Annotated in this window: 17 protein-coding genes and 1 pseudogene; 5 read left to right on the forward strand and 13 right to left on the reverse strand. The window is 42.8% G+C overall.

What is annotated here, in order from left to right; all coding sequences use genetic code 11:
- Positions 1-137: 137 nt before the first annotated feature.
- The 3 genes from OCT63_RS19550 to OCT63_RS19560 all read right to left on the reverse strand — a co-directional run bounded on the left by OCT63_RS19550 (position 138) and on the right by OCT63_RS19560 (position 3,945).
- Entirely contained in the window at positions 138-2,018 is a 1,881-nt protein-coding gene (locus OCT63_RS19550) for an ATP-dependent zinc protease family protein (RefSeq protein ID WP_269984387.1), read from the reverse strand.
- Between the two features lie 305 nt (positions 2,019-2,323).
- Complete coding sequence (locus OCT63_RS19555) at positions 2,324-3,133, reverse strand: M15 family metallopeptidase (protein WP_269984388.1); 810 nt, start codon at positions 3,131-3,133, stop codon at positions 2,324-2,326.
- Positions 3,134-3,216: 83 nt separating this feature from the next.
- Positions 3,217-3,945 carry a DUF429 domain-containing protein gene (locus OCT63_RS19560; protein WP_060468493.1) on the reverse strand — a complete coding sequence of 243 codons (729 nt, stop codon included), beginning with the start codon at positions 3,943-3,945 and terminating at the stop codon, positions 3,217-3,219.
- A 407-nt stretch (positions 3,946-4,352) separates the two neighbouring features.
- Here OCT63_RS19560 and OCT63_RS19565 point away from each other — a divergent pair, with 407 nt between their 5' ends.
- The 3 genes from OCT63_RS19565 to OCT63_RS19575 all read left to right on the forward strand — a co-directional run bounded on the left by OCT63_RS19565 (position 4,353) and on the right by OCT63_RS19575 (position 8,130).
- Positions 4,353-5,297 (forward strand): hypothetical protein, encoded by a 945-nt coding sequence (locus tag OCT63_RS19565; protein ID WP_161685720.1) that lies wholly within the window; start codon positions 4,353-4,355, stop codon positions 5,295-5,297.
- 190 nt (positions 5,298-5,487) lie between these two features.
- Positions 5,488-6,255, forward strand: coding sequence for a 1-acylglycerol-3-phosphate O-acyltransferase (locus OCT63_RS19570; RefSeq protein WP_161673051.1), 768 nt, complete (start codon positions 5,488-5,490; stop codon positions 6,253-6,255).
- A 327-nt stretch (positions 6,256-6,582) separates the two neighbouring features.
- The gene (locus tag OCT63_RS19575) at positions 6,583-8,130 is read left to right on the forward strand and encodes an alanine/glycine:cation symporter family protein (protein ID WP_161673049.1); all 1,548 of its coding nucleotides are present in this window, start codon (positions 6,583-6,585) and stop codon (positions 8,128-8,130) included.
- A gap of 124 nt (positions 8,131-8,254) precedes the next feature.
- Here the strand turns inward: OCT63_RS19575 and OCT63_RS19580 are convergent, their stop codons facing one another.
- Entirely contained in the window at positions 8,255-8,848 is a 594-nt protein-coding gene (locus OCT63_RS19580) for an acetate uptake transporter (protein ID WP_060468497.1), read from the reverse strand.
- 374 nt (positions 8,849-9,222) lie between these two features.
- Positions 9,223-10,773 carry a Na+/H+ antiporter NhaC family protein gene (locus tag OCT63_RS19585; protein ID WP_269984389.1) on the reverse strand — a complete coding sequence of 517 codons (1,551 nt, stop codon included), beginning with the start codon at positions 10,771-10,773 and terminating at the stop codon, positions 9,223-9,225.
- Between the two features lie 602 nt (positions 10,774-11,375).
- Between OCT63_RS19585 and OCT63_RS19590 the strand changes: the two genes are divergently transcribed.
- Entirely contained in the window at positions 11,376-12,497 is a 1,122-nt protein-coding gene (locus OCT63_RS19590; protein ID WP_269984390.1) for a phosphatase PAP2 family protein, read from the forward strand.
- On the opposite strand, the gene OCT63_RS19595 is transcribed toward OCT63_RS19590, so the two are convergent.
- Positions 12,484-13,413 (reverse strand): LysR family transcriptional regulator, encoded by a 930-nt coding sequence (locus OCT63_RS19595; RefSeq protein ID WP_269984391.1) that lies wholly within the window; start codon positions 13,411-13,413, stop codon positions 12,484-12,486. The two genes, OCT63_RS19590 and OCT63_RS19595, sit on opposite strands and share 14 nt — an antisense overlap.
- A gap of 101 nt (positions 13,414-13,514) precedes the next feature.
- Here OCT63_RS19595 and chrA point away from each other — a divergent pair, with 101 nt between their 5' ends.
- A complete protein-coding gene (gene chrA / locus OCT63_RS19600) occupies positions 13,515-14,660 on the forward strand; it encodes a chromate efflux transporter (RefSeq protein WP_161673043.1) in 1,146 nt (381 codons plus the stop codon).
- Positions 14,661-14,807: 147 nt separating this feature from the next.
- On the opposite strand, the gene OCT63_RS19605 is transcribed toward chrA, so the two are convergent.
- The 7 genes and pseudogenes from OCT63_RS19605 to OCT63_RS19635 form a co-directional block, all read right to left on the reverse strand.
- The gene (locus OCT63_RS19605) at positions 14,808-15,824 is read right to left on the reverse strand and encodes a tetratricopeptide repeat protein (RefSeq protein ID WP_269984392.1); all 1,017 of its coding nucleotides are present in this window, start codon (positions 15,822-15,824) and stop codon (positions 14,808-14,810) included.
- Complete coding sequence (locus tag OCT63_RS19610) at positions 15,821-16,792, reverse strand: type II secretion system F family protein (RefSeq protein ID WP_269984393.1); 972 nt, start codon at positions 16,790-16,792, stop codon at positions 15,821-15,823. The genes OCT63_RS19605 and OCT63_RS19610 overlap by 4 nt, the downstream gene beginning before the upstream one ends.
- A gap of 3 nt (positions 16,793-16,795) precedes the next feature.
- Positions 16,796-17,761, reverse strand: coding sequence for a type II secretion system F family protein (locus tag OCT63_RS19615; protein WP_060468504.1), 966 nt, complete (start codon positions 17,759-17,761; stop codon positions 16,796-16,798).
- A gap of 10 nt (positions 17,762-17,771) precedes the next feature.
- Positions 17,772-19,058 (reverse strand): annotated as a pseudogene (locus OCT63_RS19620) (CpaF family protein); the annotation flags it as partial.
- Between the two features lie 198 nt (positions 19,059-19,256).
- On the reverse strand, positions 19,257-20,471 hold the full coding sequence (locus OCT63_RS19625) for an AAA family ATPase (protein WP_060468598.1): 1,215 nt from the start codon (positions 20,469-20,471) through the stop codon (positions 19,257-19,259).
- A gap of 211 nt (positions 20,472-20,682) precedes the next feature.
- On the reverse strand, positions 20,683-20,979 hold the full coding sequence (locus OCT63_RS19630) for a hypothetical protein (RefSeq protein WP_201023951.1): 297 nt from the start codon (positions 20,977-20,979) through the stop codon (positions 20,683-20,685).
- Positions 20,942-22,399, reverse strand: coding sequence for a type II and III secretion system protein family protein (locus OCT63_RS19635; protein ID WP_269984395.1), 1,458 nt, complete (start codon positions 22,397-22,399; stop codon positions 20,942-20,944). The genes OCT63_RS19630 and OCT63_RS19635 overlap by 38 nt, the downstream gene beginning before the upstream one ends.
- Positions 22,400-22,402 lie beyond the last annotated feature (3 nt).

The following is a 22,402-nucleotide window of genomic DNA, read 5'->3' on the forward strand; positions in this document are numbered from 1 at the left end:
TTTGGGCCTGAAGATGCAGAAGTTGATAGAGAGCAGTGACTTAGTTGCTAGTACATCAACATCAAAGACAGACACTCAACAAAAAACCACACATCCCAATACTGAAATGTGTGGCCGAATAGAAGCAGGTTTAGGTGTTAATCCATATCACCCAGCACATAATCTTCATCGCTGCTCACTACTGCGCCGTGCTTTAAGAAGTTCTTACCTAAGATCATGCTGTATTCGAAGCGTGAACGATCTTGAAGGTTCACTCTCACCTTCTTCTCTAGGTCACCTAACTTAACGTTCATTTCAACGACAGGCCGAATGTTCACCTTCTCACCTTTTTTGGCTTTAATACGCATTACATCAATCACTGGCTTGGTGAAGTCTTGCTTATCACCTTGGTTGTTTTGGTAGGTAAAACTCACCATGTCTTGTCCATCTTTCTTGAAGCGTTTGATGTTCACCGCATTCATTGAGCTTACATCGGCACCTGTGTCTAGCTTGGCAGGGAATGTCATGCCGTTCACTTCAACCACTTCAATGTGTCCTACTTTAAACAGAGGCTCGGCTTTCAGTAGGTAGTCAGAACGCGTGTTCACGTAAACGCCCTCTTTCGCCATCTTCTTACCAAGGGTGAAGTAGGCTTCTTTTTCATTGCTGTCTAGCACATCAACCGCGAAGTCTTGCTGACGAACTTTGCCAGAAGCCGAGAACTCACCGTTCACAACAGGGCGAGTATCTTCCCCTACTTTCAGTTTTTTAATAATCGGCTTGGTCACCTTCTGCTTTTCGCCATTTATGTCAGTTAGGTAGAACTCAACAGATTCATCTTTGCCCTTGCCGATAATCTCAAAACTGTCGACCTTCAACATGGGTGTATTTACCGTGAAAGAAGCCACAGCCTTGAGTGGGAAGTTGTCGATGGTAATATCTTCTTCCGGCGAGATGATCAACGGTTCACTAGCCTCAGCCACATCACTAAAACTCTCAGAACCTTCTGAAAGAATATTCTCAGCGTTGGTATCAATCATAAAGAGTTCGCTAGCTGTGTTGGTGCCCAATCTTAGCTGTGAGCTGCTGCTTGAACGGTCACGTAAGTACACTAGAACATCTTTAGTCGTGTTCTCATCAAGTTGAACAGGTACATACACTAATGGTCTCTTGTTTCCACTTACGCTTAACATGCGAACCAACGGCAATGTCACCTCTTTCTGTTTGCCGTCCTTGTCGAACATATCAAACGTCACTTCATTGTTTTTCTTGTCTACATTGATATTTTTTGCGTGCAAAATACTGTAGCGATTCTTTAAAGAGAAGGTCGCGTTCATCGCCATTCCCGAAACAGACACCACCTCTTTTCGACCTACCACTATTGCGTTCTCTTGCTCTTGCAAGTAGTCATAACCCGCAAACACCAGCGCGTTGTCAGCAAGGAAAGTTTTACCAATCAGCACCGGTGCAGAGAAATGGCTTCTGTCGGTAAGGTTAACGTCTGTTTTTAATTCTTGATCCGCAATAGTCAGAGACATTTTAACCGTAGGGCGGAGCAAAGGCGTGCTACTGGTTCGGCTGCGGATCATGCTGACACGCTCCAATGGCGCCTCAATCAATACCATGTCACCTGTACGTGGGTTTTGAACCTTGAAAGAGACCACTGCTTCATATTTTGCAAAGGTACTGCCTTCCCAATCATTGTAGTCAACATCACTATTGTTCAACACATCTTCGGTTAACGCCGCCATCAACTCGTTGTCTTTAAAATTCTTGTAATCGGCATTCGTGCTCTTCACATGAATATCTTCCGCATGCATAGAGGTGGTTTCTGCACCGGTATCGATTTTACCAATGAAAGGAACGTCTTTAAGCCCTTGAACGCTAGAAAGGTACACATTCTCTGTACGGCCTAATACCGCCTTACCATCGAGTTCGTAAGTCGGGTTTTGAGTGGTGTGTGAAGTGTCTGTAGCCAAAGAATATTGTGAAAAAAGTAGAGTGCTTAAAAGAGTTAGAGCCAAAGGTATCTTTTTCATTAGTTGGTCCGTTGTGATCAGTTCACTAATAATACTGGCGATTCGGCAAAGAGTTCCCCCACCAGCAATGGTTCTCACATAACGTTTACGTTATGACTTTTTCAATGACAAACCGATGACTTTGCGCCACATTACTTCATCAGTTATTGACTAATGGATACCCAATAACCTGTTCAATAGTCGATGTGATATTGAAGAAACGAATACAAAAAAGGCCAACGACAAGCGCTGACCTTAGCTATTCACAATACACTAGAAGCGAGTTTAACTTGCTAAAACACAAACGGTTCTAGATAAACATAGCACTAAAAAGTCCCGACTGTTTTCTTTGCACAGACAGCGCGAGCTTTTTCTGCTCCCTCGCCTTTATTCTTGTTAAAACATTGGCGGTAAGATTCAACGTATCGCTCAAATAGAATTTTTGCTTCAGGTAGCGGTTTAGCGAGTAGTTGGTTAACAAATCTTCTTGAACCGATCTCGAAATGCTGAGTATCGATCGGGGTATTCCAATCCCCTCCCCAGATCATAAAACCATGATGAGCAAACAGCTCGACGACATCTTCTGCCATGCCTCGGCGTTCAATGTCATCACGCGCTCGAAAGCGAGTACGGTTCACATAGTTGCTCGCAGATTGTGAAGGTTTTACCGTGATTCGTCCGTTGTTATCGATGTCTAAGAAAGGGTTTTGAACTGGGTTGATGTCTATCGCCACACCATAGGCATGCTTCGACCAGTCTCCTCCGCCAGTGATAGCCCGAGCATTAAATGCGCTGCTGTTATTGGCTTCCATCGAGGCGTTATCATCACCGTAAAACTCACGCATTAGACGCGCAGAATGCAATGGGAAGTTACGCTGTTTTAGCTCTAAAAAGATTCGCTCAACAGCAGGCGCGATCACATCAAGCACGATCATGTTGCCCTGCTGCGCTTCGCCGTTAAAGTTAATGAAATCAAAGTCCACTTTGGATAACCGCTCACAACCAACAGGCGCACCACTACTCAAGACGTTGTTCTTTTTCATCATGTCGCATTGCCATTGAGATATAGGGGCAACTTGAGCATAACTCGCTGAACTGAGCACAGTGACCAGACAACCGACAATAAAACGTTTCATATCAAAGACTCAAAAATAGTAAGATTGAAAAGTAACAGTGGGTTGGAAAATAACATATGAAGCCAAGTTGAGCGCAAGCTTTGTTAGCGCGCTTTATTCCAATAGACAATCTCTCTAACTCGTCCGTTCTGATCCGTATCAGCTTCTCCACCAGCATCAGAAGACTCAGATAAGGTTGATAATTTCGGAGCGTGATAGGCAATCAACATCAGTACGAAAGCATCGTAAATATCATCTATCGCGACGTCTTTACGCTTAGTGTTTGAGATAGCTAGCGCCAAGCCCTCACACCATTGCGGGACGAGTTGCTGAATAACGAAAAGCCGTTCCTCTTTGCCTTCTTGCGTTCGTTTTGAAAACGTCAACGGTTCCCCTTTCAAAGCTGCGAACACCACTTCAGGGTGTGACTCTCGTATTAATAGATTTGGGTGAGCTTCAATGAGTTCATCAAGCTCACGAATCTTGGGCACTATTCCCCAAGTCTGTTTAGAAAATTTCTTATCAAGCTGCTGCACATTGGCATGACACGCCGCAATATAATCAGTTTGATAAACCGCCTCACGGCAAGGCACAGGAAACACAGAAGATCCCCGCTTGCTGGTAAGAAAACGCCTTGCTGCTTTGTCGCATAAACGATCTGGAGTCTGTGCATCACTAAAACCAATCGGCATATCGATTAACGTTGTTGAACCTGCAAGTTCATCGACTAACTCATCGAGCGTGTTTACCACTTTGAACGTAGGTAGCTCATTGCCAGAGACAACCCAAGCTATCCACCCCGTCTTACAGCCATCAATTCCGATGTATTTCATTGTTTTCCCAATCGTTTTTTAAAGGATGCATATTTAGAGAGTTAGCAAGACACTCTGTGCCACTCACTAATTAGCAGTCGGCTTTTTACACCTCGTACTTCTAAACCCATTGCGTCAAACACCTCTTCGAAGTCTCGACAGTGGATGGAATATTGGGTAAAGAAAGTGCCGCTTCAGAAAAGAACTGCTGTTCGAAATAAGTGGAATCGATGAGGACATATGCGCTATTGGAGTGAGGAAACTAACACCATAGTAATAGGGGCCCTACCGGATTACTAGTGGCACATATAAGTTCAGCCACCTCCATAGAAAAGTGAAACAAACCAGGTGCAAGGTAGCACTCGAACAGAGATAATTACTTTTACAATGATGAACCCAACCTCAAACATTCAACCGATAAAAGACTAATGACCCCATACTCGCATATAGACACTCCATTTAATCTTCGCCATACCTGTTGGTTTTGTGGTGAGCCTTCTAATCACAGCGTTGAGTTTCCTAAAACCGATCAGCTTTTTGCCAAGGTTGAGCATGCACCGATAGCGCTGCCAGCATGTAAAGAATGCGCGAATGTTAAGTATGCGAAAGACCTGACTTCAATTTGGGCGGTGCGCGATCAGATAAAACATTCGCTCATCGATAAGTACGCTAAGCACCTGGGTATTGGTGAGAATTGGACGGAACAAGAACTTATCGATTCAGACTTTTCTGGTTCGACACTAGGCGGGTTTGGACGCAGTGCTTGGAAGATGTATCAAATAGCCAAACAACGAGTAGAGTACAAAGGCTGGCTTTTATCGGTTGATGACATCCCTCTAGAGGTATATGACGACACCAGTGGCTTTGAGTTTGAGGGGACTCGTTATGCCTCAACCACTTCATGTATCGATTATTTCACTAAAGCGACAGGGGTAGACAAAGAACTGTTAACACAACTTGTCGACATATTGTCACCTGACCGGTTCAGCTTGGCGCTTCGAATCGCCAAGCTGAACAAGAATGTCTCTAATACCAAACGCTTAGAGATCATCGAAGAGGTGTTACAGCAAGCGTCTGAACAAGAAGAGATACAGCTTAAGCAAGCCAACTCACTGTTCAACCCAAATGTCGAAGAAGTCACGATTTCAGGTTCGACAGCTCCGGTGTTCGCCATTCAATGGGCGATGGTGAATAACGTTAAAGATTTGGCCCATCTTTGCTCGCTCGAAGATGAGTATTTTGACTATTTCGAGCACTTAGGAGGGCCAGCGGCTTTCATGTCTTATAGCGGCCTACAAATGTATTTAGAGTCACGCCAAGATCCGGAATGGGTAGAAAATGAAGACCCAAATAAGAAATATTGGCAATCTTAAGCTATCGCTAGCGAACACCTGTAAGCCCACAAGGCCGTCTGCAGCCTATTGTTAGCCATTGTTTTATATGTATATCTCAAATTAGACATCTAGCGTGGTTAATTGTTGCAATTTCGTTAAATAGAGTAAAAACTCCAATTACCTTAAACGATTTAACCACTGCAGTTTTGTAGTGAGTAAGGAGTGAATTGTGCTTGCTGTTCTTCGTCTTATCATGGCTACGATATTAATTATTATTATCACCCTATTTGCTTTTGTTTACTGCATTTTTAGCCCCAAAAACCCTAAGCATGTGTACCTTTTTTGTCGTTGCTTCCATCAACTGCAAAAGATCGTAGGGGTAAAAACGGTGCAACGTGGCCTAGACAATGCGCCGACACCTGAGAAAAGTGTATATATCTCTAACCACCAGAGCGTGTTTGATTTTGTAACCGATCCTGGAATGTTAAGGCCTCGCACGGTGACATTGGGTAAGCGTGATTTGTTGTGGGTTCCTTTCTTTGGTTTATTGTATTGGATTACGGGTAATATTTTGATTAACCGTGAAGACAAGTCCAAAGCGCGCGATACTATCAAGCAAGTTGCTGAAGATATTCATCGAAGAGATCTGTCTGTTTGGGTTTACCCAGAAGGGACACGCAGTAAAGGACGGGGACTGCTGCCATTCAAAACGGGTGCTTTCCGGATGGCTATTGAGGCTGGTGTACCGATTACCCCTATGTGTACCAGCACAACTCACAATAAGATCGATCTTAATCGGCTCAATAACGGCATTGTGATCACCGAAATGCTTGAACCTATCGATGTCACTGAATACAAGCTCAGTGATGCTAAAGCGCTTGCCAATCGCTGTCATGCATTGATGGCTGAGAAAATAGCTCAGCTAGATGAAGAAGTGGCGCATTTAGAAGCACAAGCTAATCCAGATCTGGATTCAGATAACTCTTATACACGCTAGTCCTTTGTAGGTTAACGGCCCATTATTGACTCACGATCAGATTGCTCACATAGGTCGACAACCTTCCGCTATCCCCCTGCACTTTGCTTGTTTGTTTTAATCATTATTTATGCACTTAGTTAAACAAAAGCAAAAGCAACCAGTTGCACTTTAGGTTAAATAAAACGATTTACGAACTAGCACTAAGCGTTAACAAATGCCTCCTGTAACTTGCTTTATGTCACAAGAATTCTATTGCGTAGTTAAATAATTTAACACTTACATTACAAGTGAAGTATTGTGTTGTTCGAAAAACAATCATAAGTAAAACTAACAGGGAAAATACTCATGCAGTCATTCGTTGATTTTTTGAATGGAATAATCTGGAGTCCAGTACTTATCTACCTATGTTTAGGTGCTGGTTTGTTCTACTCCATCATGACTCGATTTGTACAAATCCGTCACTTCTTTGAAATGTGGCGCTTGTTACTTTCGGGTAAAAGTTCAACCAAAGGTATCTCATCTTTCCAAGCTCTAGCTGTTTCGCTATCTGGTCGTGTAGGTACAGGTAACATTGCAGGTGTTGCTGCTGCTATCGGTTTCGGTGGCCCAGGTGCGGTATTCTGGATGTGGGTTGTAGCCTTCTTTGGCGCCGCGACTGCTTTCGCAGAATCTACGCTAGCGCAAATCTATAAAGAAGAAGACGAAGGCCAGTTCCGTGGTGGCCCGGCTTACTACATCGAAAAAGCGATGGGTCAGAAGTGGTACGCATGGATCTTTGCAATCGCGACTATTTTTGCTTGTGGTATTTTACTTCCAGGTGTTCAGTCAAACAGTATCGGTAACGCTGTAGAAGCTGCATTTGGTTCAGGTGCTATGATCGAAACAGCTGTCGGTACATTCAGTTTCGCTAAAATTTTTACTGGTACTGTTGTCGCTATCATTCTTGGTTTCATCATCTTCGGTGGTGTTAAACGTATTGCGAACTTCACGCAGATCGTTGTCCCATTCATGGCATTGGCTTACATCATCATCGCGTTCGTTATCATCCTACTAAACATCGGCCAAGTTCCGGTTGTTTTCTCTATGATAGTTAATGATGCATTCACACCTATGGCGGGCTTCGGTGCTGCAATTGGTTGGGGTGTTAAGCGTGGTGTTTACTCAAACGAAGCGGGTCAAGGTACTGGTCCTCACGCGGCTGCGGCGGCAAGTGTTGATCACCCGGCTCAGCAAGGTTTGGTTCAATCCTTCTCTATCTACATCGATACACTTCTAGTATGTTCTGCAACCGCGTTTATGATCATCATCACTGGTGCTTACAACGTTCACGGCGGTGCAGAAGGTGTATTCCTTGTTCAGAACTTAGCAGCCAACATTGGTGCGAATGGTCCTGTATTTACACAGCTTGCAATTGAAAGTGCTCTACCAGGGGTTGGTAAGCCGTTCATCGCATTTGCTCTGTTCTTCTTCGCATTTACAACGATTCTTGCTTACTACTACATCGCAGAAACGAACATTGCTTACCTACGTCGTACCATCAAAATCCCTGGCATGATGTTCGTACTTAAGCTTGTTCTTATCACTGCGGTTTTCTATGGCACAGTTAAAACAGCGAACCTTGCATGGGCAATGGGTGATGTAGGTGTTGGCTTGATGGCATGGTTAAACATCGTCGGCATTCTGATTATCTTCTTCATGTCTAAGCCTGCGCTTAAAGCACTGGCTGATTACGAAGAGCAACAAAAACAAGGCGTCACTGAGTACACGTTCAACCCTGTGAAACTAGGTATTAAAGGGGCGACTTACTGGGAAGAAAAGTACAAAAGAAAAACGGGTAAATCGCCTGAAGCCGATGCGGCAGATAGCAAGCCTGTAGAGCAGCCTTCAGCGTAAGACGTTCCAATGATGAAACGACTTTAAATAACAACGATGTTTTAGATTCTGTTTTTATTTGAAGCAAAATGCAAAAAAGGGTTAGCCATGGCTAACCCTTTTTATATTTCTAAGAAGCACTACATTATGCAGCGATTTCTTGTGTTGCCATTTGAGGTGCTTTCTTCTCACCAATAGGCAGTACTGTGCGGCCGTATTCGTTGTTGATTACTTGTGCCATTGCAAAGTAGATAGCAGAAGCGCCACAGAAGATACCCTCAAAACCAGCGATAGTGCCGATGAATTCGCTGCCAGTAAAATCACGAGCGGCAAGTAGGAAGAACAAAATAGTGAGTGAACCGAATACCACTTGCTTCGCTACTGGGTAGCATAGAGAACCGATGAACATGAAGCCTGTGAAGATACCCCAAAGTAGTAAGTACCAACCCATGAATTCAGCAGGGCTTGCTGGAAGCCCCATGTAAGGCATTACGATCAAACCAACTAGAGATAACCAAAATAGGCCATATGACGTAAATGCAGTCGTACCGAACGTATCACCACGTTTGAAACACATAGTGCCCACGATAACTTGGCTCAAACCACCGTAAAAAATACCCATTGCAAGAATCATAGAATCGATTGGGAAAAAACCTGCATTATGGATATTAAGAAGAATAGTGGTCATACCGAAACCCATTAAGCCTAATGGCGCTGGGTTAGCTAGTTTGGTCGACATTGCGAATTTACCTTATTAAAGTGGTTAATTAAAAAAAAACGATAAAAATTATCATAAAATTTTAATCTATAAACCGTACGACTAGGTAATCCAGTTATCGAAAACTAAGATTGTACAAATGATCTTATGGAGAATTGATTTTATAGTGAACATATTGATTCATTGAAATTATCAATTAATAGGATCTCTATCGCGCTTGTTTGTTTAGGTACGAGTAAACGAGATTCGGGATGCGAAGAAGATGGTTAGACTGAAGTAAGTGAGATGCAGGTTATAAAATGAAGAACAATAGATAGAGAGCAAGCTTTTCGTTACTCGTTTACTCGCATCCCGTATCTATTCATTAAGCCTCATCCCTCGTTTGTAATCTTAAATTACGCTTGTTGTATTTTAGAATCAGAGACTTGAGGTTGAACTTCTGAAGAAGCGTTTTTACTCGCATCACGCTTGGCTAGCAGTGTCACAACAAGCAACTGAACAACAAGAGCACCCAACACAACCAGTGCACTTCCCGTAAAGCCTGCCACTACAAAACTAATCAGAGCAATAGAACCGTTCATCAACGCATAAGGAAGCTGTGTTTTAAAGTGTTCAAACTGGTCACACCCTGCCCCTGTTGAAGAAAGAATCGTTGTTTCAGAGATCGGTGAGCAATGGTCACCAAACAAACCGCCCGATAACACAGCACCAATTGCGACGAGTAGTGGTGCATCAATCGCAATCGCGGTTGGAATAACCAATGGCATCATTATCGCGAAGGTTCCCCACGACGAACCGGTAGAAAATGAAATAATGGCCGACAACAAAAAAGCGACCGCAGGCACTAGCCAATAAGGGAAACCACTCTGTGCTTGCTCGGCAATATAAGCCGCTGCACCCAACTCTTTACCGACTGTACTTAACGCCCAAGCCAATACCAAAATGATCGCCACTGGCATCATGTTTCCCATACCTTTTAAGTACACTGAAACACCATCAGATAGCTTTCTTACTCCGTAGTAAGCCATGAGTGAAATCAAGGTGATCGCGGCAAAGAAGTAAGCCGATGATAGAGCTGCTCTGAACGATGAACCCGCGACCTTTTGGAACGGGAAGCCTTGTGGAACCAGCATGGCACACAACACCACCAGCATCACTAACAATGGTGCCCAGACAAAAGATGCCGTTGCATTTTTATGCGAGAACGGATTTAGTGATTCGTTATTCACGCCAGAGTTAATTCCTGCTTGGCAATCACGCTCAGCTTTTGCCATTGGCCCAAAGTCTAAACCTTTAACGGACACGAGCGGAACGATGAAAATCGCGAGGAATGCGTAGAACTGAAAAGGAATTGCACCGATGAACGCATCCCAATCGGACATGTTGACATTCAACGCCGTAAACTCTTTTTGGATCAGGCTCATGATGTAAACGCCCCACCCAATGAAAGGAATAAGGATGGCAACTGGCGACGAGGTTGAGTCGATAATGAATGCTAGCTTCTGTCTAGAAAGTTTCAGTTTATCGAAAAGGGGACGAAAAACAGGGCCAACGATTAAAGGGGTGCCTAAGTCAGAGAAAAATATAACGATTCCACCCAACCATGCTGACAATTGAGCTTGGCATTTATTGCTTACCCACTGAGTCACTCGCTTTGCAAACGCAACGCCACCACCTGACTTCTCCATCAGAGCAACAAAGCCACCGATGAACACCAACAGCATGATCACACCAGCGTTGTAGCTGTCAGTGAGTTGAGGGACTAGGTAACCTTTGACCATGGTACCAAACGTATCAAGCGGATTGAGTTCGCTAAACATGCCAGTCAGCATCGCAACACCACTTAGCACGCCAGCAAAAAGGCCAATCACCACATTCCTTGTCGCCAACGACAACACCAAAGTAATCGCAATGGGGATGAGTGACGTGATATCTGTCTGTTCCATAGGTACACCTTAACCCTAAAATATAAGAATAAATATAAGACAAACTTGAATATAAATTCACAAAAGGTATTTGTACAGAACTTTATTTCCTAACAGAGTAATTAGCCTTCACATAGGGCTTAGGTCACTAAAATAGCTGGGAAGAATTCATGTCGCTAATCGTTTTTAGACTTGCATTTCTAACCTCATTGATCGCTTCGCTGATTTGTGGTGATCATTAGGAAGAAGCGGAAGCAGGCCTAGCAACGTCTTATTATAAGTAGATGAGCTGAATATATCGGTCACAGAAGATCGTTAATCAAAGGTCAGTCACCAGAGTCAAACAGAAAAGAAAAAGCGCTAGGGGGATCTAGCGCTTTAAGACCAACTAAGTCCGTTTAGCCTGGTAGAGTTTTTATCTATACCAATAAGATATAAACCATTTTTTATACTTCGGTAAATCAAAAAGCCTATTCTCTACGACTGCTTTGAGTCGTAATCTAAGTATAGTCGGATTGTGAAAAATGGAAGGAATTATTTCGTTTATTTTTGCAATAGCAAATGAGCCTAAAGTAGAAAACCAGTCCAAATGAACTAACCTTTAATCATGATAGGAAATCTTGATGAGGGGTAACATGGATTCAGAGACGACAACCGTAAAACCCGCTCCTCACAAAGAACAATCAAACTTGTTGTTGTCTTTACGTCATGAATTCAGAAGAAACAAACTGATTTTATATTATGTTGGGTTCACGACTCCGGTAACGCTAATTGTTAATTATTTTGTGCCTCATGAAGTTCAGTATAATATATACACCTACTTAGAGATCTTAGCGACAGTCTGCTATGTCACCTTTATATTATGGGCGACGTACTACTACTGCCATCTACTATTTAATCGAGAAAAAAGACCCACCAGACAATTTATCCAGAAAATAAAAACACTGTTATTTCCTGTATCAAAACCGATCTATTTTGTTTTGTTAATGCTCGTGTTAAACATCTCATTCTCAAGCTATACCTTTTTAAAATCGGTCATTCCTTATCTCAACCCGTACTTTTTAGATCTCGACCTGTACCATTTAGATAAGTGGTTACACTTCGGCGTTTCACCTTGGGAGATTACCCACTTTTTCCTACCCAATTCAATATCTTCACTAGCTATCAACATCTTGTATAACTTATGGTTTTTTATCATGTGGGGGATGCTACTTTACTTTGTTATTCATCGAAAAGATGACCAACTTCGTAACCAGTTTTTGCTCACATTTTTAAGTTCGTGGTTTATTATTGGTAACATTATGGCCACCCTTCTTTCATCTGCGGGCCCCGTTTATATTAGCTACTTCAATGACCAAGATTTGTATATCTCTTTGATACAAAGATTAGACATGCAGAGCGCAGAACTCACTGAGCATGGTTTGTTTTCTTTGTGGGCTCTCAGCACTCAAGATGCCTTATGGGCAAATTATGAAGGAGGTATTGGGGATATAGGGACTGGAATATCAGCCATGCCGAGTATGCACGTAACAATATCCGTGCTGGTTGCGATGGCATTATTCAGACTAAATAGAAAACTCGGTTACTTAGCTTGGATTTATGCGTTTTTTATTCAAGTTGGCTCCGTACATTTGGCATGGCATTACGCGGTAGATGGCTATTTCGGCGCAATACTTGTTGTTGCTCTCTGGCACTTGATCGGTTACTTACTCCGAAGGAACACGCCCTCAATTACTCGGCAGTAATAACAATCTCAACCGCTTGGGTGATTACTTTCCTTAAGTGAGTGTGCTTATCGTCTAATTCTTTTCCCTTACGGTAAACAAGCTGGATATCAAAATCTGGGACATCTATCGGCGGAGCGATTGCTATCAGTGAGCTATCAACATCAGGGGCATTTCTAGCGACTAATTTAGGCACAATACACAATAGCTTTCTTCCACTAATCAATCGTTTTACTGTTAAAAAGTTACTCGATGCAATTGCCACTTTTCTTGTGTAACCCAATTCGGCCAACTTAATATCAACCGCCGTTTTTAGCGATCCGTTAGAAGACACTAAGGCGTGCTCCACAGAGACAAATGATTGCAGTGACATAGGCTGTTCAACATCCAAAACAGATTCATCAAGCAAGCAGACATGTTGCTCGGTGTAGAGAAGTTCAGTGCCATACAATTTAGGTGCTTCACCAAAACAGCCTATCGCAATATCTAGCTTAGCCTCTTCAAACACCTGCTGATAATTGGTTCGATTAACGTTAAAAAATGCGACTTGAGATCGTGGCGAAGCTTGCTTAATAAAATCGAAGATCATTGGACCAAACATCTGTTCCGCGTAATCGGTAAGCCCTATTTTCCAACTGCCTTTATAACTATCAACTTCGAACCTTTTGGACAACAGAACCTCAGATTGAATAGTATTAAGCAACGCATCGACGGTGCTTGATAACTCAATGGCTCGGTCAGTCGCTTCCATCCTACTACCAACACGTTCAAACAATGGGTCATCAAACAGCTTTCGTAATCTTTGTAGGCTATGACTCATTGCAGACTGGCTAACGTAACAACGCTCCGCTGCCTTGCTTACACTGTTGGTTTTATGCAATGCCTGCAGTGCAATCAGCAGGTTAAGGTCAATACCTTTCCAGTTAAAATCAGCCATACATCCAAACCCATTTCATTAATAATTATAATTAAAATAATTAATTTGAATCATAATTCAACTCCACCTAAATTACGCTAAACCTTTATCTGGAATCGATCATGCTTTCAATTTTTAAAACTTTTTTCTTGCTTGGCTGGATTAGCTTTGGTGGGCCAGCGGCACATATAGGCTACTTCCGTAACACCTTTGTTGAGAAACTGAACTGGTTATCCGACGAAGAATACGGGCAAATTGTTGCTCTTAGTCAGTTCCTACCTGGCCCAGGTTCAAGCCAAGTTGGCTTTGCAGTTGGCTACAAGAAAGGTGGCTTGACTGGTGCTATTGCCGCCTTTGTCGGCTTCACATCCCCATCAGTTATCCTGATGCTGATATTGGCTTTAGTGAGCAATCAATTATTGGAAGCGCCACTGTTCAATTCCATCATTCACGGTTTGAAATTACTTGCGGTTGTGGTTGTGGCTGATGCAACGTTTGGCATGTATAAAAACTTTTGCCAATCGAAGGTAGCGACCGCCTTATGTGTGATTACTGCGATCGTTCTGCTGTTGGTTCCAGGGATCTGGTCTCAAGTTTTAGTGCTTCTATTTGCAGCGACCGTTGGCAGTAAGTTCTTAACCTCGAAAAAGCTAATAACAGTTCCATCGACACACAAAATATCCATAACACCGCTCGTTATTTTCGTAGCCCTGTTAGTTTGCCTTCCTCTGTTCAGCGCATACTCTCAGGGCATTGAAGTGTTTGGCCTGTTCTACCAAGCTGGCAGTTTGGTATTCGGTGGCGGTCACGTGGTTCTTCCTTTACTACAAAATGGTATTGGCGACCAACTGTCGCAAGATGCCTTCTTAACCGGCTATGCCGCGGCACAAGCAGTCCCAGGACCCATGTTTACATTAGCCACTTATCTAGGTTATGTATTAATGCCATCAGCGCCAATTACAGGCGCACTGCTAGCAACGATTGCCGTGTTCTTACCTGGCTTCTTATTGCTACTAGGTGTACTGAAGAACTGGCAAGCAATTGCGAGCAAACCTCTGGTGGCGGGTGCACTTTCGGGGGTAAATGCGGCCGTTGTTGGTTTACTGCTTGCGGCTCTATATCAGCCCATTTTCACTAGTGCGGTGAGCAGCGGCTTAGACTTCGCTCTGATCATTGTTGGTATTTGGTTATTGAAATCCGTCAAACTATCTATCGTTGGTCTAGTTGGTGCCTTTATCGCTGCGGGTGTGGTTCTTAGCTATCTGTAATCTGGAACTATCTGACATTAAGAGCGGCCAGCGACTAAAAACCCAAACACTAGTTCGTTAACAAACCATTCGCCCCTGCAAGGAGCTTGTCAGAGGCTATGTACATTTATGTTATGGCTTTATAGAAGTAACTGCGATACAGCAACACTATATCGGTGTACTTGCCTTCATTTCTCTTACCTCTGCCAACGCTCGATTTAGGTTCTCATTAGCGATCTTGTAATAAGAAGGCTTTTTGTCTATGGCTTGTTGAAGGTAAGGGATCGCTTCATCAGGTCGCCCTTGAATAATTAAAAAGTAGCCGACATTGTTCAAAGCTTCAGGCGCATCCATATGACGCATAAACACGTTTATTGCCTTTTTCACATCACCTGATGCCAAATAGATAAGTGCAAGATTGTTCTGAGCCTTCTCATTGTTGGGTTCAATCTCTAAAGCTGAACGAGTATATTGATACGCTTCTTTGTAATTACCGTACATGTAATGAGAGTAGCCCATATTCAGCAAAGCTTTGACTGAAGTCTTATCAATAGTGAGCGACTTTTTAAAATACTCTTGGGCTATCTGGTGTTTTCCATCAACATCTTCTAACACACCAATGCCCATGTAAGCCAATGCTGGAGACATGCTATCAACCTTTAAGCTAGCAACTTCACTTTGACTTAGAGCTTGGTAATTCTTAGTCGTTTCACTACTTTTCAGACGAAGTTGGTCTGCATTAACCGCCTTAAAGAAATAGCTACGACCTTCGTCTGTACGGCGCTGTTTGGTATATAAAACACCTAACTGTTCAAGTACTTCAGTATGTGCAGGGTTAAAGTCTAAAGCCGCTAGATATGCTTTCTCAGCGAGAGCGTAGTTACCTCTAGAGATGTGAATTCGACCGATAGTAAACAACGTTTTGTCGTGAAACTCTTGTTCAGGAAAAGACAGAGATCGAATGTACTCATAGAGAGCTAAATCGACATTGTTGTCTCTAAGTGCAACATCACCTCGCATGATGGCTTCTTTTTCACTGACGGGTGGGTCGTCACTGGTTAAAGTGTCAATTGGTTTCCCCGAATACAACTCGGCATCAAACTGATTAGTTGGTTCATCAGAAGAGGCACACCCGAGAATCAATAGCGGTAATAAAAGTAAAACCATTCGATTCATTCGTATCATAAACTCGCTCCTGGAGATGTCAGTGCATCCATTACAATCATCATTCCGGGCCCAAGAGCAACGATAAAGAAGCAAGGCCAAATGAATAACAACATGGGAAATAACATTTTTGTGGGGATTTTTGCTGCAATTTCTTCCGCAGCCTGTTGGCGTTTATCTCGAAAGTCTTCGGTATAGTCACGTAGAGTTTGGGCTAGACTTCCGCCCATTCTTGATGCATGAGAGAGCAAAGACACAAGCCCTTCCAATTCACGAAGCCCAGTCCGTTCGACGAGTTGACTCAATGCATCTGGCATAGTGACACCCGCTTGGATTTTGGCAAACACAGTTTCCAGTTCGTCAGCCAATTCCGGTTGAGAAACATAGAGCTCAGAAGCCACTCTGCCAAGAGCAGCATTAAAGCCAAGTCCGGATTCCGTACAAACTACCAGAAGGTCAAGAGCATCAGGAACACCGTTTCTAATTTTTTTTTGGCGCTCCTTTTGAAATCGAAACAACATATAATTAGGCAAAAAAGTACCGACAAAAATACAAGTAATCACCAACAAGCTGTTGTAAGTATTACCTATAGACAGGTAGTAAACAGCAAACGCGAACACTAGCCCGATTAAAGCAGATAAGATTTTGATTGCGTAAAAAATTGATAATGCACTTTTGTCATGGTATCCGGCATGCATTAATTTCTGAGAGTAAGTTTCGTTGTCTTTAGCATTACCGCGCCCAATTAAAGGACTCAAAGACTCTAACGTATGACTAAAATCATAAGGCTTTCTATGCTTCGCAGAGTTACCTTCAGATATCTGCTTTAACTTCTTATCTAACGGTGAGCGAGAACCAATGAACAAAAAGCCTAAAGTAAAAGTCAGTAAAACCGTGGTCAGCAAGATCATTCCATAAAGAAAAAACTGATTGCTTAAACTGAACTCAGAGATAGCAACTTTCCATGCTTCGATATCTAATAGTTCCATAATCTAGATCTCTATATTGATTATTTTTCTTATCCACAGGGCGCCAATGGCAAGTAGAATAACCCCGATACTCACCATTGATACTCCTCTAGGATCACTATACAAAGGCTCGATGTATTCTGGGTTTACAAATTTGAGTCCAAAAAAGAGAGCAAATGGAGAAAGAGTCAGTATCCACGCAGAAAGTCGGCTCTCAGCAGAAAGAGTTCTGATTTTTCTTTCTAATTTAAAGCGGGCTCTTAATACTTCAGACACTTTTTGTAGATTTTCAGAAAGGTTCCCCCCGGTTTCTTTCTGTAGCATTACCGCGCTTGAAAAAGCCAACATAGAAACCGTCGGTATTCTTTCTGACATTTGTAAAATAGCGAGCCTTAAGTCATAGCCATAATTAAGTAAGTTATAAGTATTTTTGAACTCGCCCCCAATAGGCTCCGGCATCTCTTCACCAACTTCATTGAAAGACTGAACTAATGGCTGACCCGCCTGCAGAGCCCGACGAATGATATCCAAAGCATCAGGAAGCTGCTCTTCAAATCGTGCAATTCTGTATGTAACTCTATTTTGTACAAACAGATAAGCCAATACCCAAGCAAAAACAAAAAGAGCGACACAAATAAACCACACTTGATTGAAAACCAAGGCGGTCAGGGCCAATAAGGTTCCGCATAAAAATACAATCAACAAGAAGCGACTCAATGTGATCTTAAGGCCTGCTAATTCAAGCATTCGTTTCAGATCTGCAAAGAAAGGAATAACAATCAACTTTCGGTCAATAGGTGATAACTCTTTGTTGTAGTGATCTTTTAAGAGCGACAAACTCTCTTCATCAATGTTTCTTTGTGTCTCTTTTAAACGGCGAGATAGCTCTTTGTGCTTGGCTTTTTTACCGGCTGCGGGCAACAACAATGCCTGAGAAATAAACAACACCGCGACAAATAATAGGGCCAGCGATACAGTGACGTTATCCATAATCGGCTCCTCAGCTATGAGACTCAGCAAACAGTTCAAACGGCAAGTTAAGACCACGTTTAACCAACTGGTCATGAGACTGAGGCACCACACCCGTTGCTGTGTAATAACCTAAGATGTTGCCATGCTCATCTACGCCTTGACGCTGAAAGTGAAAAATCTCAGACATAGTGATGATATCTCCTTCCATACCATTGATCTCTTGAATGCTAACCATACGACGCTTACCGTCTTCTTGCCTTTCCATTTGAACCACCAAATGAATCGCAGAAGCAATCTGTGCTCGGAGGTTTTTCGTCGAAATATTCCAGCCCGCCATCGAGAACATATTCTCGACACGACTTAAAGCATCGCGGGGGGTATTGGCGTGAATGGTTGCCAATGATCCATCGTGTCCAGTGTTCATCGCTGCCAACATATCTACAGCTTCACTGCCACGCACCTCACCAACAACAATCCGGTCTGGCCTCATACGCAGAGTATTTTTTACGAGCTCCCGTTGACTGATCTCCCCTTTACCTTCAAGGTTTGCAGGGCGAGTTTCTAAGCGAATAACGTGAGGTTGCTGAAGTTGAAGTTCGGCCGAATCTTCGATCGTAATAATTCGTTGGTCGCGGGGAATAAAACCAGAGAAGATGTTCAAGGTGGTGGTTTTTCCTGAACCAGTACCGCCTGAAATCAAGATGTTAAGTTCACCTTTGACAGCTGCTTCAACGAACTTAGCCATTTGTGGGGAGACTGACTTATACTCCAATAAGTTGTCCATGGTTAAGCTGTCTACTGCGAAACGTCGAATGGATACCGATGGGCCGTCTAAAGCAAGAGGAGGGATAATCGCATTTACCCGTGAACCATCGACCAGTCTAGCATCTACCATTGGAGACGCTTCATCAATTCGACGTCCCACTTGGCTGACAATACGATCTATGATGTTTCTAAGATGTCGGTCATCTAAAAATGTATAGGGCGTTTTTTCTAATTTACCGCCACGCTCAACAAATACATTCTTAGGTCCGTTAACCAAAATATCAGATACCGTTTTATCGGCCAACAACGGCTCCAAAGGCCCTAAACCAAATACTTCATCTTCGATTTGCTTGATAACCCTTTTCCGACCTTCAGCACTCATGGCATGACTTTGATCGTCTGCCATTAATTGAACAATAGCTTCATGAAGATCAACCTTTGCGCGTTCTTTATCAAGGCTCGAAAGTAGCCCAAGATCGAGTGTTTCAAGCAGCTGCTTATGGAAGTAGTGTTTAATGGAAAGCTCTTGCTCTAGGATTTTCTTTGCTCCATTAACCATTGCTTCCTGTTCCTCATTAGCATTTAAGCCTTGAGCAACAGTAGATTCACTTACGCCACCCTGAGGAAAAGTTGCGGTGTTCTCACTTTCTTGTTGAGAAAATTGTTCTACTTTCTTTTCAAACTCAGGGTTTACATTTTTTCGTTTAAAGAACATAACGATCCCTCATTTATGCTTAGAACAAACAGCCTATGAAAATATCTTTTTGAACCAGCCTTTTTCTTCCTGATCTGGAGGTGAAAGGATATGAGACAAATCTATGATCGATCGTGTAATCGAACTCTTCTTTTTTGACTCAACCAAAGGCTGACCTAAATTGGCGCTCTCGAGCGCTACTTTAAAATCGTTAGGCATTAAATGGATATCATGCTTTCCAACGGTTTGTTCTATATCTGATAACTTAATGGTTTGTCGTTTTTCATAACGATTCACAATGATCTCAATTGCGTCTTGCTGTAACCCATACTCAAATTTCAAAGTTCTAACCAATCGGTTACTGTTTTTGACTGACACTAAGGTTTGCTGTGCAACAAGTAATACCTTAGTCGCAGGAGAAATAGCCGATGCGAAGATATGATCTAATCCTCGAGAGAAATCGATAATAATGTAGCGATAGAAACGACGTAATACGGGTAACAACTTTCCAATTTTCTGGGCGTGTTCATAATCATCGGCGTTGTTTTCATGCTTAAAGCTCAACACGTGTAACCCTGACGAGTGCTTGTTCACCAAGCTACCCAACGACATCTCATCCAAATCATTCGAGCTATCAATTGCATCCGAAATACTATAGCTTGGGGTGATGTTCAAATATTCAGGGATTACACCAAACTGAAGGTCTATATCGAGTAAAAGGACCTCATCCGGGTGATAGGTCGCTATTTCTACGGCCGTGTTAAGCGCTAAAGTTGTCGCTCCCATTCCACCTTTGGTGTTGATAAATAAGAACACTTCTCCGTAGCTTGAGTTTTCGATTTTCTCTGCTGCCGTTTTCTTAAGCAGAGGCAGAAGACCAGAAATAGAAATATCGTGAGACAGAAAATCCGAGGCTCCAAGTCTGAGCGCTATTTTCAGCGACCCGTTGTCATTCTCATCACCAAACACAACCAAAGATAAATCATGGTCTTCTAGTTGTAGATTATAGCTTTGCAAATCCACCATTTTTTGAGCCCAACTACCACTGGCTTCGACGAAGATAAGATCGGGAGCATCAATATTCTTCACATACTCTTCCGTCATCCCAAGTAAAGAAAATGACTCGATGTGCACATTTCGACAGCGTTTAAGTTGCTGTCTCATATGAGAGTGAAAATTCTCATTGTTATAAATCAGCCATACATTCAAGTTGGTTTTAAGGCGAATTGCATCGTCTTCATTCGGTAAAATATCAATTGCTTCGCCCATATTCCCACCTGTCTTCATTGCGGACACCTTGTCCTAATATCATCGAATCCTTCCTTTTATACATAAGATCAATTTCGATGATGGCATGACTCACTGACAATGTTTGCCATTTAATCTCACTATATAAAGCTCAAAAAACCAATTGTTCCCAAAGAGATCTTTTTAAGCTGTACCTATGACTAAGTGCCATATCAACGCCTAATTACTTGCATCAATTTAACTTATCAAAGACCTGGCTACTGCTCCCAGCAAGCTCCTCATCACCTTTCCCCACATAGCTGTCGTAGCCCGCTTGCATTCGCTCCCCAGTACCATCAGGTAACACCTGCAAATTCTCTTTAGTCGCATTAGGGTTATACGTTTGCTCCATCGTCACCTTCACTACCGACTGCCCTAACGGGGCATCATTCGCGCAACCCACCAATAGAACGACGAGAAATGCCATCATTGTTCTAATCATATCTATCTCCTTATAAATCATGACCAAATGAGCCTTCACTACCACCATCAGTCGGTGAGATCCCCTTGTTGGAACTTACACTGCCGTGCTCTTCGGAATCCGAAGGTTCCGCAATGTAAGCGCTCCTACCTAACAAGTAATATTCCAAGTCATTAGGATTCACGAAAGCATCTGTCGGCAAAGTTACTTTGTTTCTATCGATAGGCTTCGCTAACCTCGGTGTCACTAAAATCACGAGTTCAGTTTCTCCAGATACGTATTCTTGGCTATTAAAAAGCTGACCTAAAATCGGCACATCCCCAATACCTGGCATTTTGTTGCTGACATCACGCACGTTCTCACTTAATAGACCCGCAATACCGATGGTTTGACCATCAGCAAGCTCTAGCGTGGAGGAAGCACTGCGACGCGTGATAGGTGGGATGAAGTACGTCGCATTCGTAGAACCGGGGTCGATAGTCAAAGAGCTGCTGTTGGCAATTTCACTCACATCTACCGCTAGGTTAAGGTTGATTTTTTGGTCGCTGAGTACCGTCGGGATGAATTTCAGCCCCACACCATATTCTTTGTACTCAATAGTAATACCATCATCGTCGGGAACCGGGATCGGAAACTCACCACCAGCTAAAAACTCAGCCTTAGAGCCACTCAATGCGGTTAGATTCGGCTCAGCTAATACCTTTGCAACCCCATTTTGTTTAGCGACATCTAAAGCGAAAGTAAACAGAGTGTTACTATCGATGAAAGACCCTAATATTCCGTAGTCAGTTGAGGTGGGAATATCAAAGATAGGCGTAGCGCCTAGCACTCCCGCAGGAACAGACGATCCCCCCCAAGAAAAATCCGAACCGCTAGTTTGGAAAAAGTGAAAATTGGCATCGAACTTTCTTACTAAGCTTCTTTGAACCTCTGCAACGGTTACCTCTAACATCACTTGTTGAGCCCCACCGATAGACATCAAATTGATGACACCGGTAGCATCGGCTTGCTCACTACCACTGTCTTTTGAGTCGTCGGCGGTTTTTCCAGAAGAATACGTTTCCGCGATTCGCATCGCCACGTTCATTTGCTGTTGGTTACTTACCTGACCACTCAACAATAAGCGATTTTGTGCACTATGCACCTCAATCGTTTCGTCAGGCAAAAATTCATACAACTTTGCTTTTAAACTATTAAGATCATGGGTAACTTCGATATTGATAGACTCGATCAACTGACCTCTTGAATCCCAAGCCATCAAATTGGTCGCTCCTAACTTTTTCCCGATTAGAAACAGTTCGTTGGATTTCAACATCACAATATCAAGAACTTCTGGGTCTCCAAGCGACACTTTGCTTGCTTTCCCAGACAACACCACATGCGTTGATTTGTGATGTGGAACGGTGACTGTTTTTCCGGTTTGCAATGCAGCAAAGCTTACGTTCGAAAAACAGAACACGCTCAAAATACACGCTAATATTATTCTCATATT

The organism is Vibrio sp. RW, from assembly GCF_027587105.1.
GTDB lineage: Bacteria > Pseudomonadota > Gammaproteobacteria > Enterobacterales > Vibrionaceae > Vibrio > Vibrio toranzoniae.

Coding starts and splice junctions, on each gene's coding strand:
- OCT63_RS19550 (WP_269984387.1), bottom strand. CDS start 2,018: ATGAAAAAGATACCTTTGGCTCTAACTCTTTTAAGCACTCTACTTTTT.
- OCT63_RS19555 (WP_269984388.1), bottom strand. CDS start 3,133: ATGAAACGTTTTATTGTCGGTTGTCTGGTCACTGTGCTCAGTTCAGCG.
- OCT63_RS19560 (WP_060468493.1), bottom strand. CDS start 3,945: ATGAAATACATCGGAATTGATGGCTGTAAGACGGGGTGGATAGCTTGG.
- OCT63_RS19565 (WP_161685720.1), top strand. CDS start 4,353: ATGACCCCATACTCGCATATAGACACTCCATTTAATCTTCGCCATACC.
- OCT63_RS19575 (WP_161673049.1), top strand. CDS start 6,583: ATGCAGTCATTCGTTGATTTTTTGAATGGAATAATCTGGAGTCCAGTA.
- OCT63_RS19580 (WP_060468497.1), bottom strand. CDS start 8,848: ATGTCGACCAAACTAGCTAACCCAGCGCCATTAGGCTTAATGGGTTTC.
- OCT63_RS19585 (WP_269984389.1), bottom strand. CDS start 10,773: ATGGAACAGACAGATATCACGTCACTCATCCCCATTGCGATTACTTTG.
- OCT63_RS19590 (WP_269984390.1), top strand. CDS start 11,376: ATGAGGGGTAACATGGATTCAGAGACGACAACCGTAAAACCCGCTCCT.
- OCT63_RS19595 (WP_269984391.1), bottom strand. CDS start 13,413: ATGGCTGATTTTAACTGGAAAGGTATTGACCTTAACCTGCTGATTGCA.
- chrA (WP_161673043.1), top strand. CDS start 13,515: ATGCTTTCAATTTTTAAAACTTTTTTCTTGCTTGGCTGGATTAGCTTT.
- OCT63_RS19605 (WP_269984392.1), bottom strand. CDS start 15,824: ATGATACGAATGAATCGAATGGTTTTACTTTTATTACCGCTATTGATT.
- OCT63_RS19610 (WP_269984393.1), bottom strand. CDS start 16,792: ATGGAACTATTAGATATCGAAGCATGGAAAGTTGCTATCTCTGAGTTC.
- OCT63_RS19615 (WP_060468504.1), bottom strand. CDS start 17,761: ATGGATAACGTCACTGTATCGCTGGCCCTATTATTTGTCGCGGTGTTG.
- OCT63_RS19625 (WP_060468598.1), bottom strand. CDS start 20,471: ATGGGCGAAGCAATTGATATTTTACCGAATGAAGACGATGCAATTCGC.
- OCT63_RS19630 (WP_201023951.1), bottom strand. CDS start 20,979: ATGGTGGTAGTGAAGGCTCATTTGGTCATGATTTATAAGGAGATAGAT.
- OCT63_RS19635 (WP_269984395.1), bottom strand. CDS start 22,399: ATGAGAATAATATTAGCGTGTATTTTGAGCGTGTTCTGTTTTTCGAAC.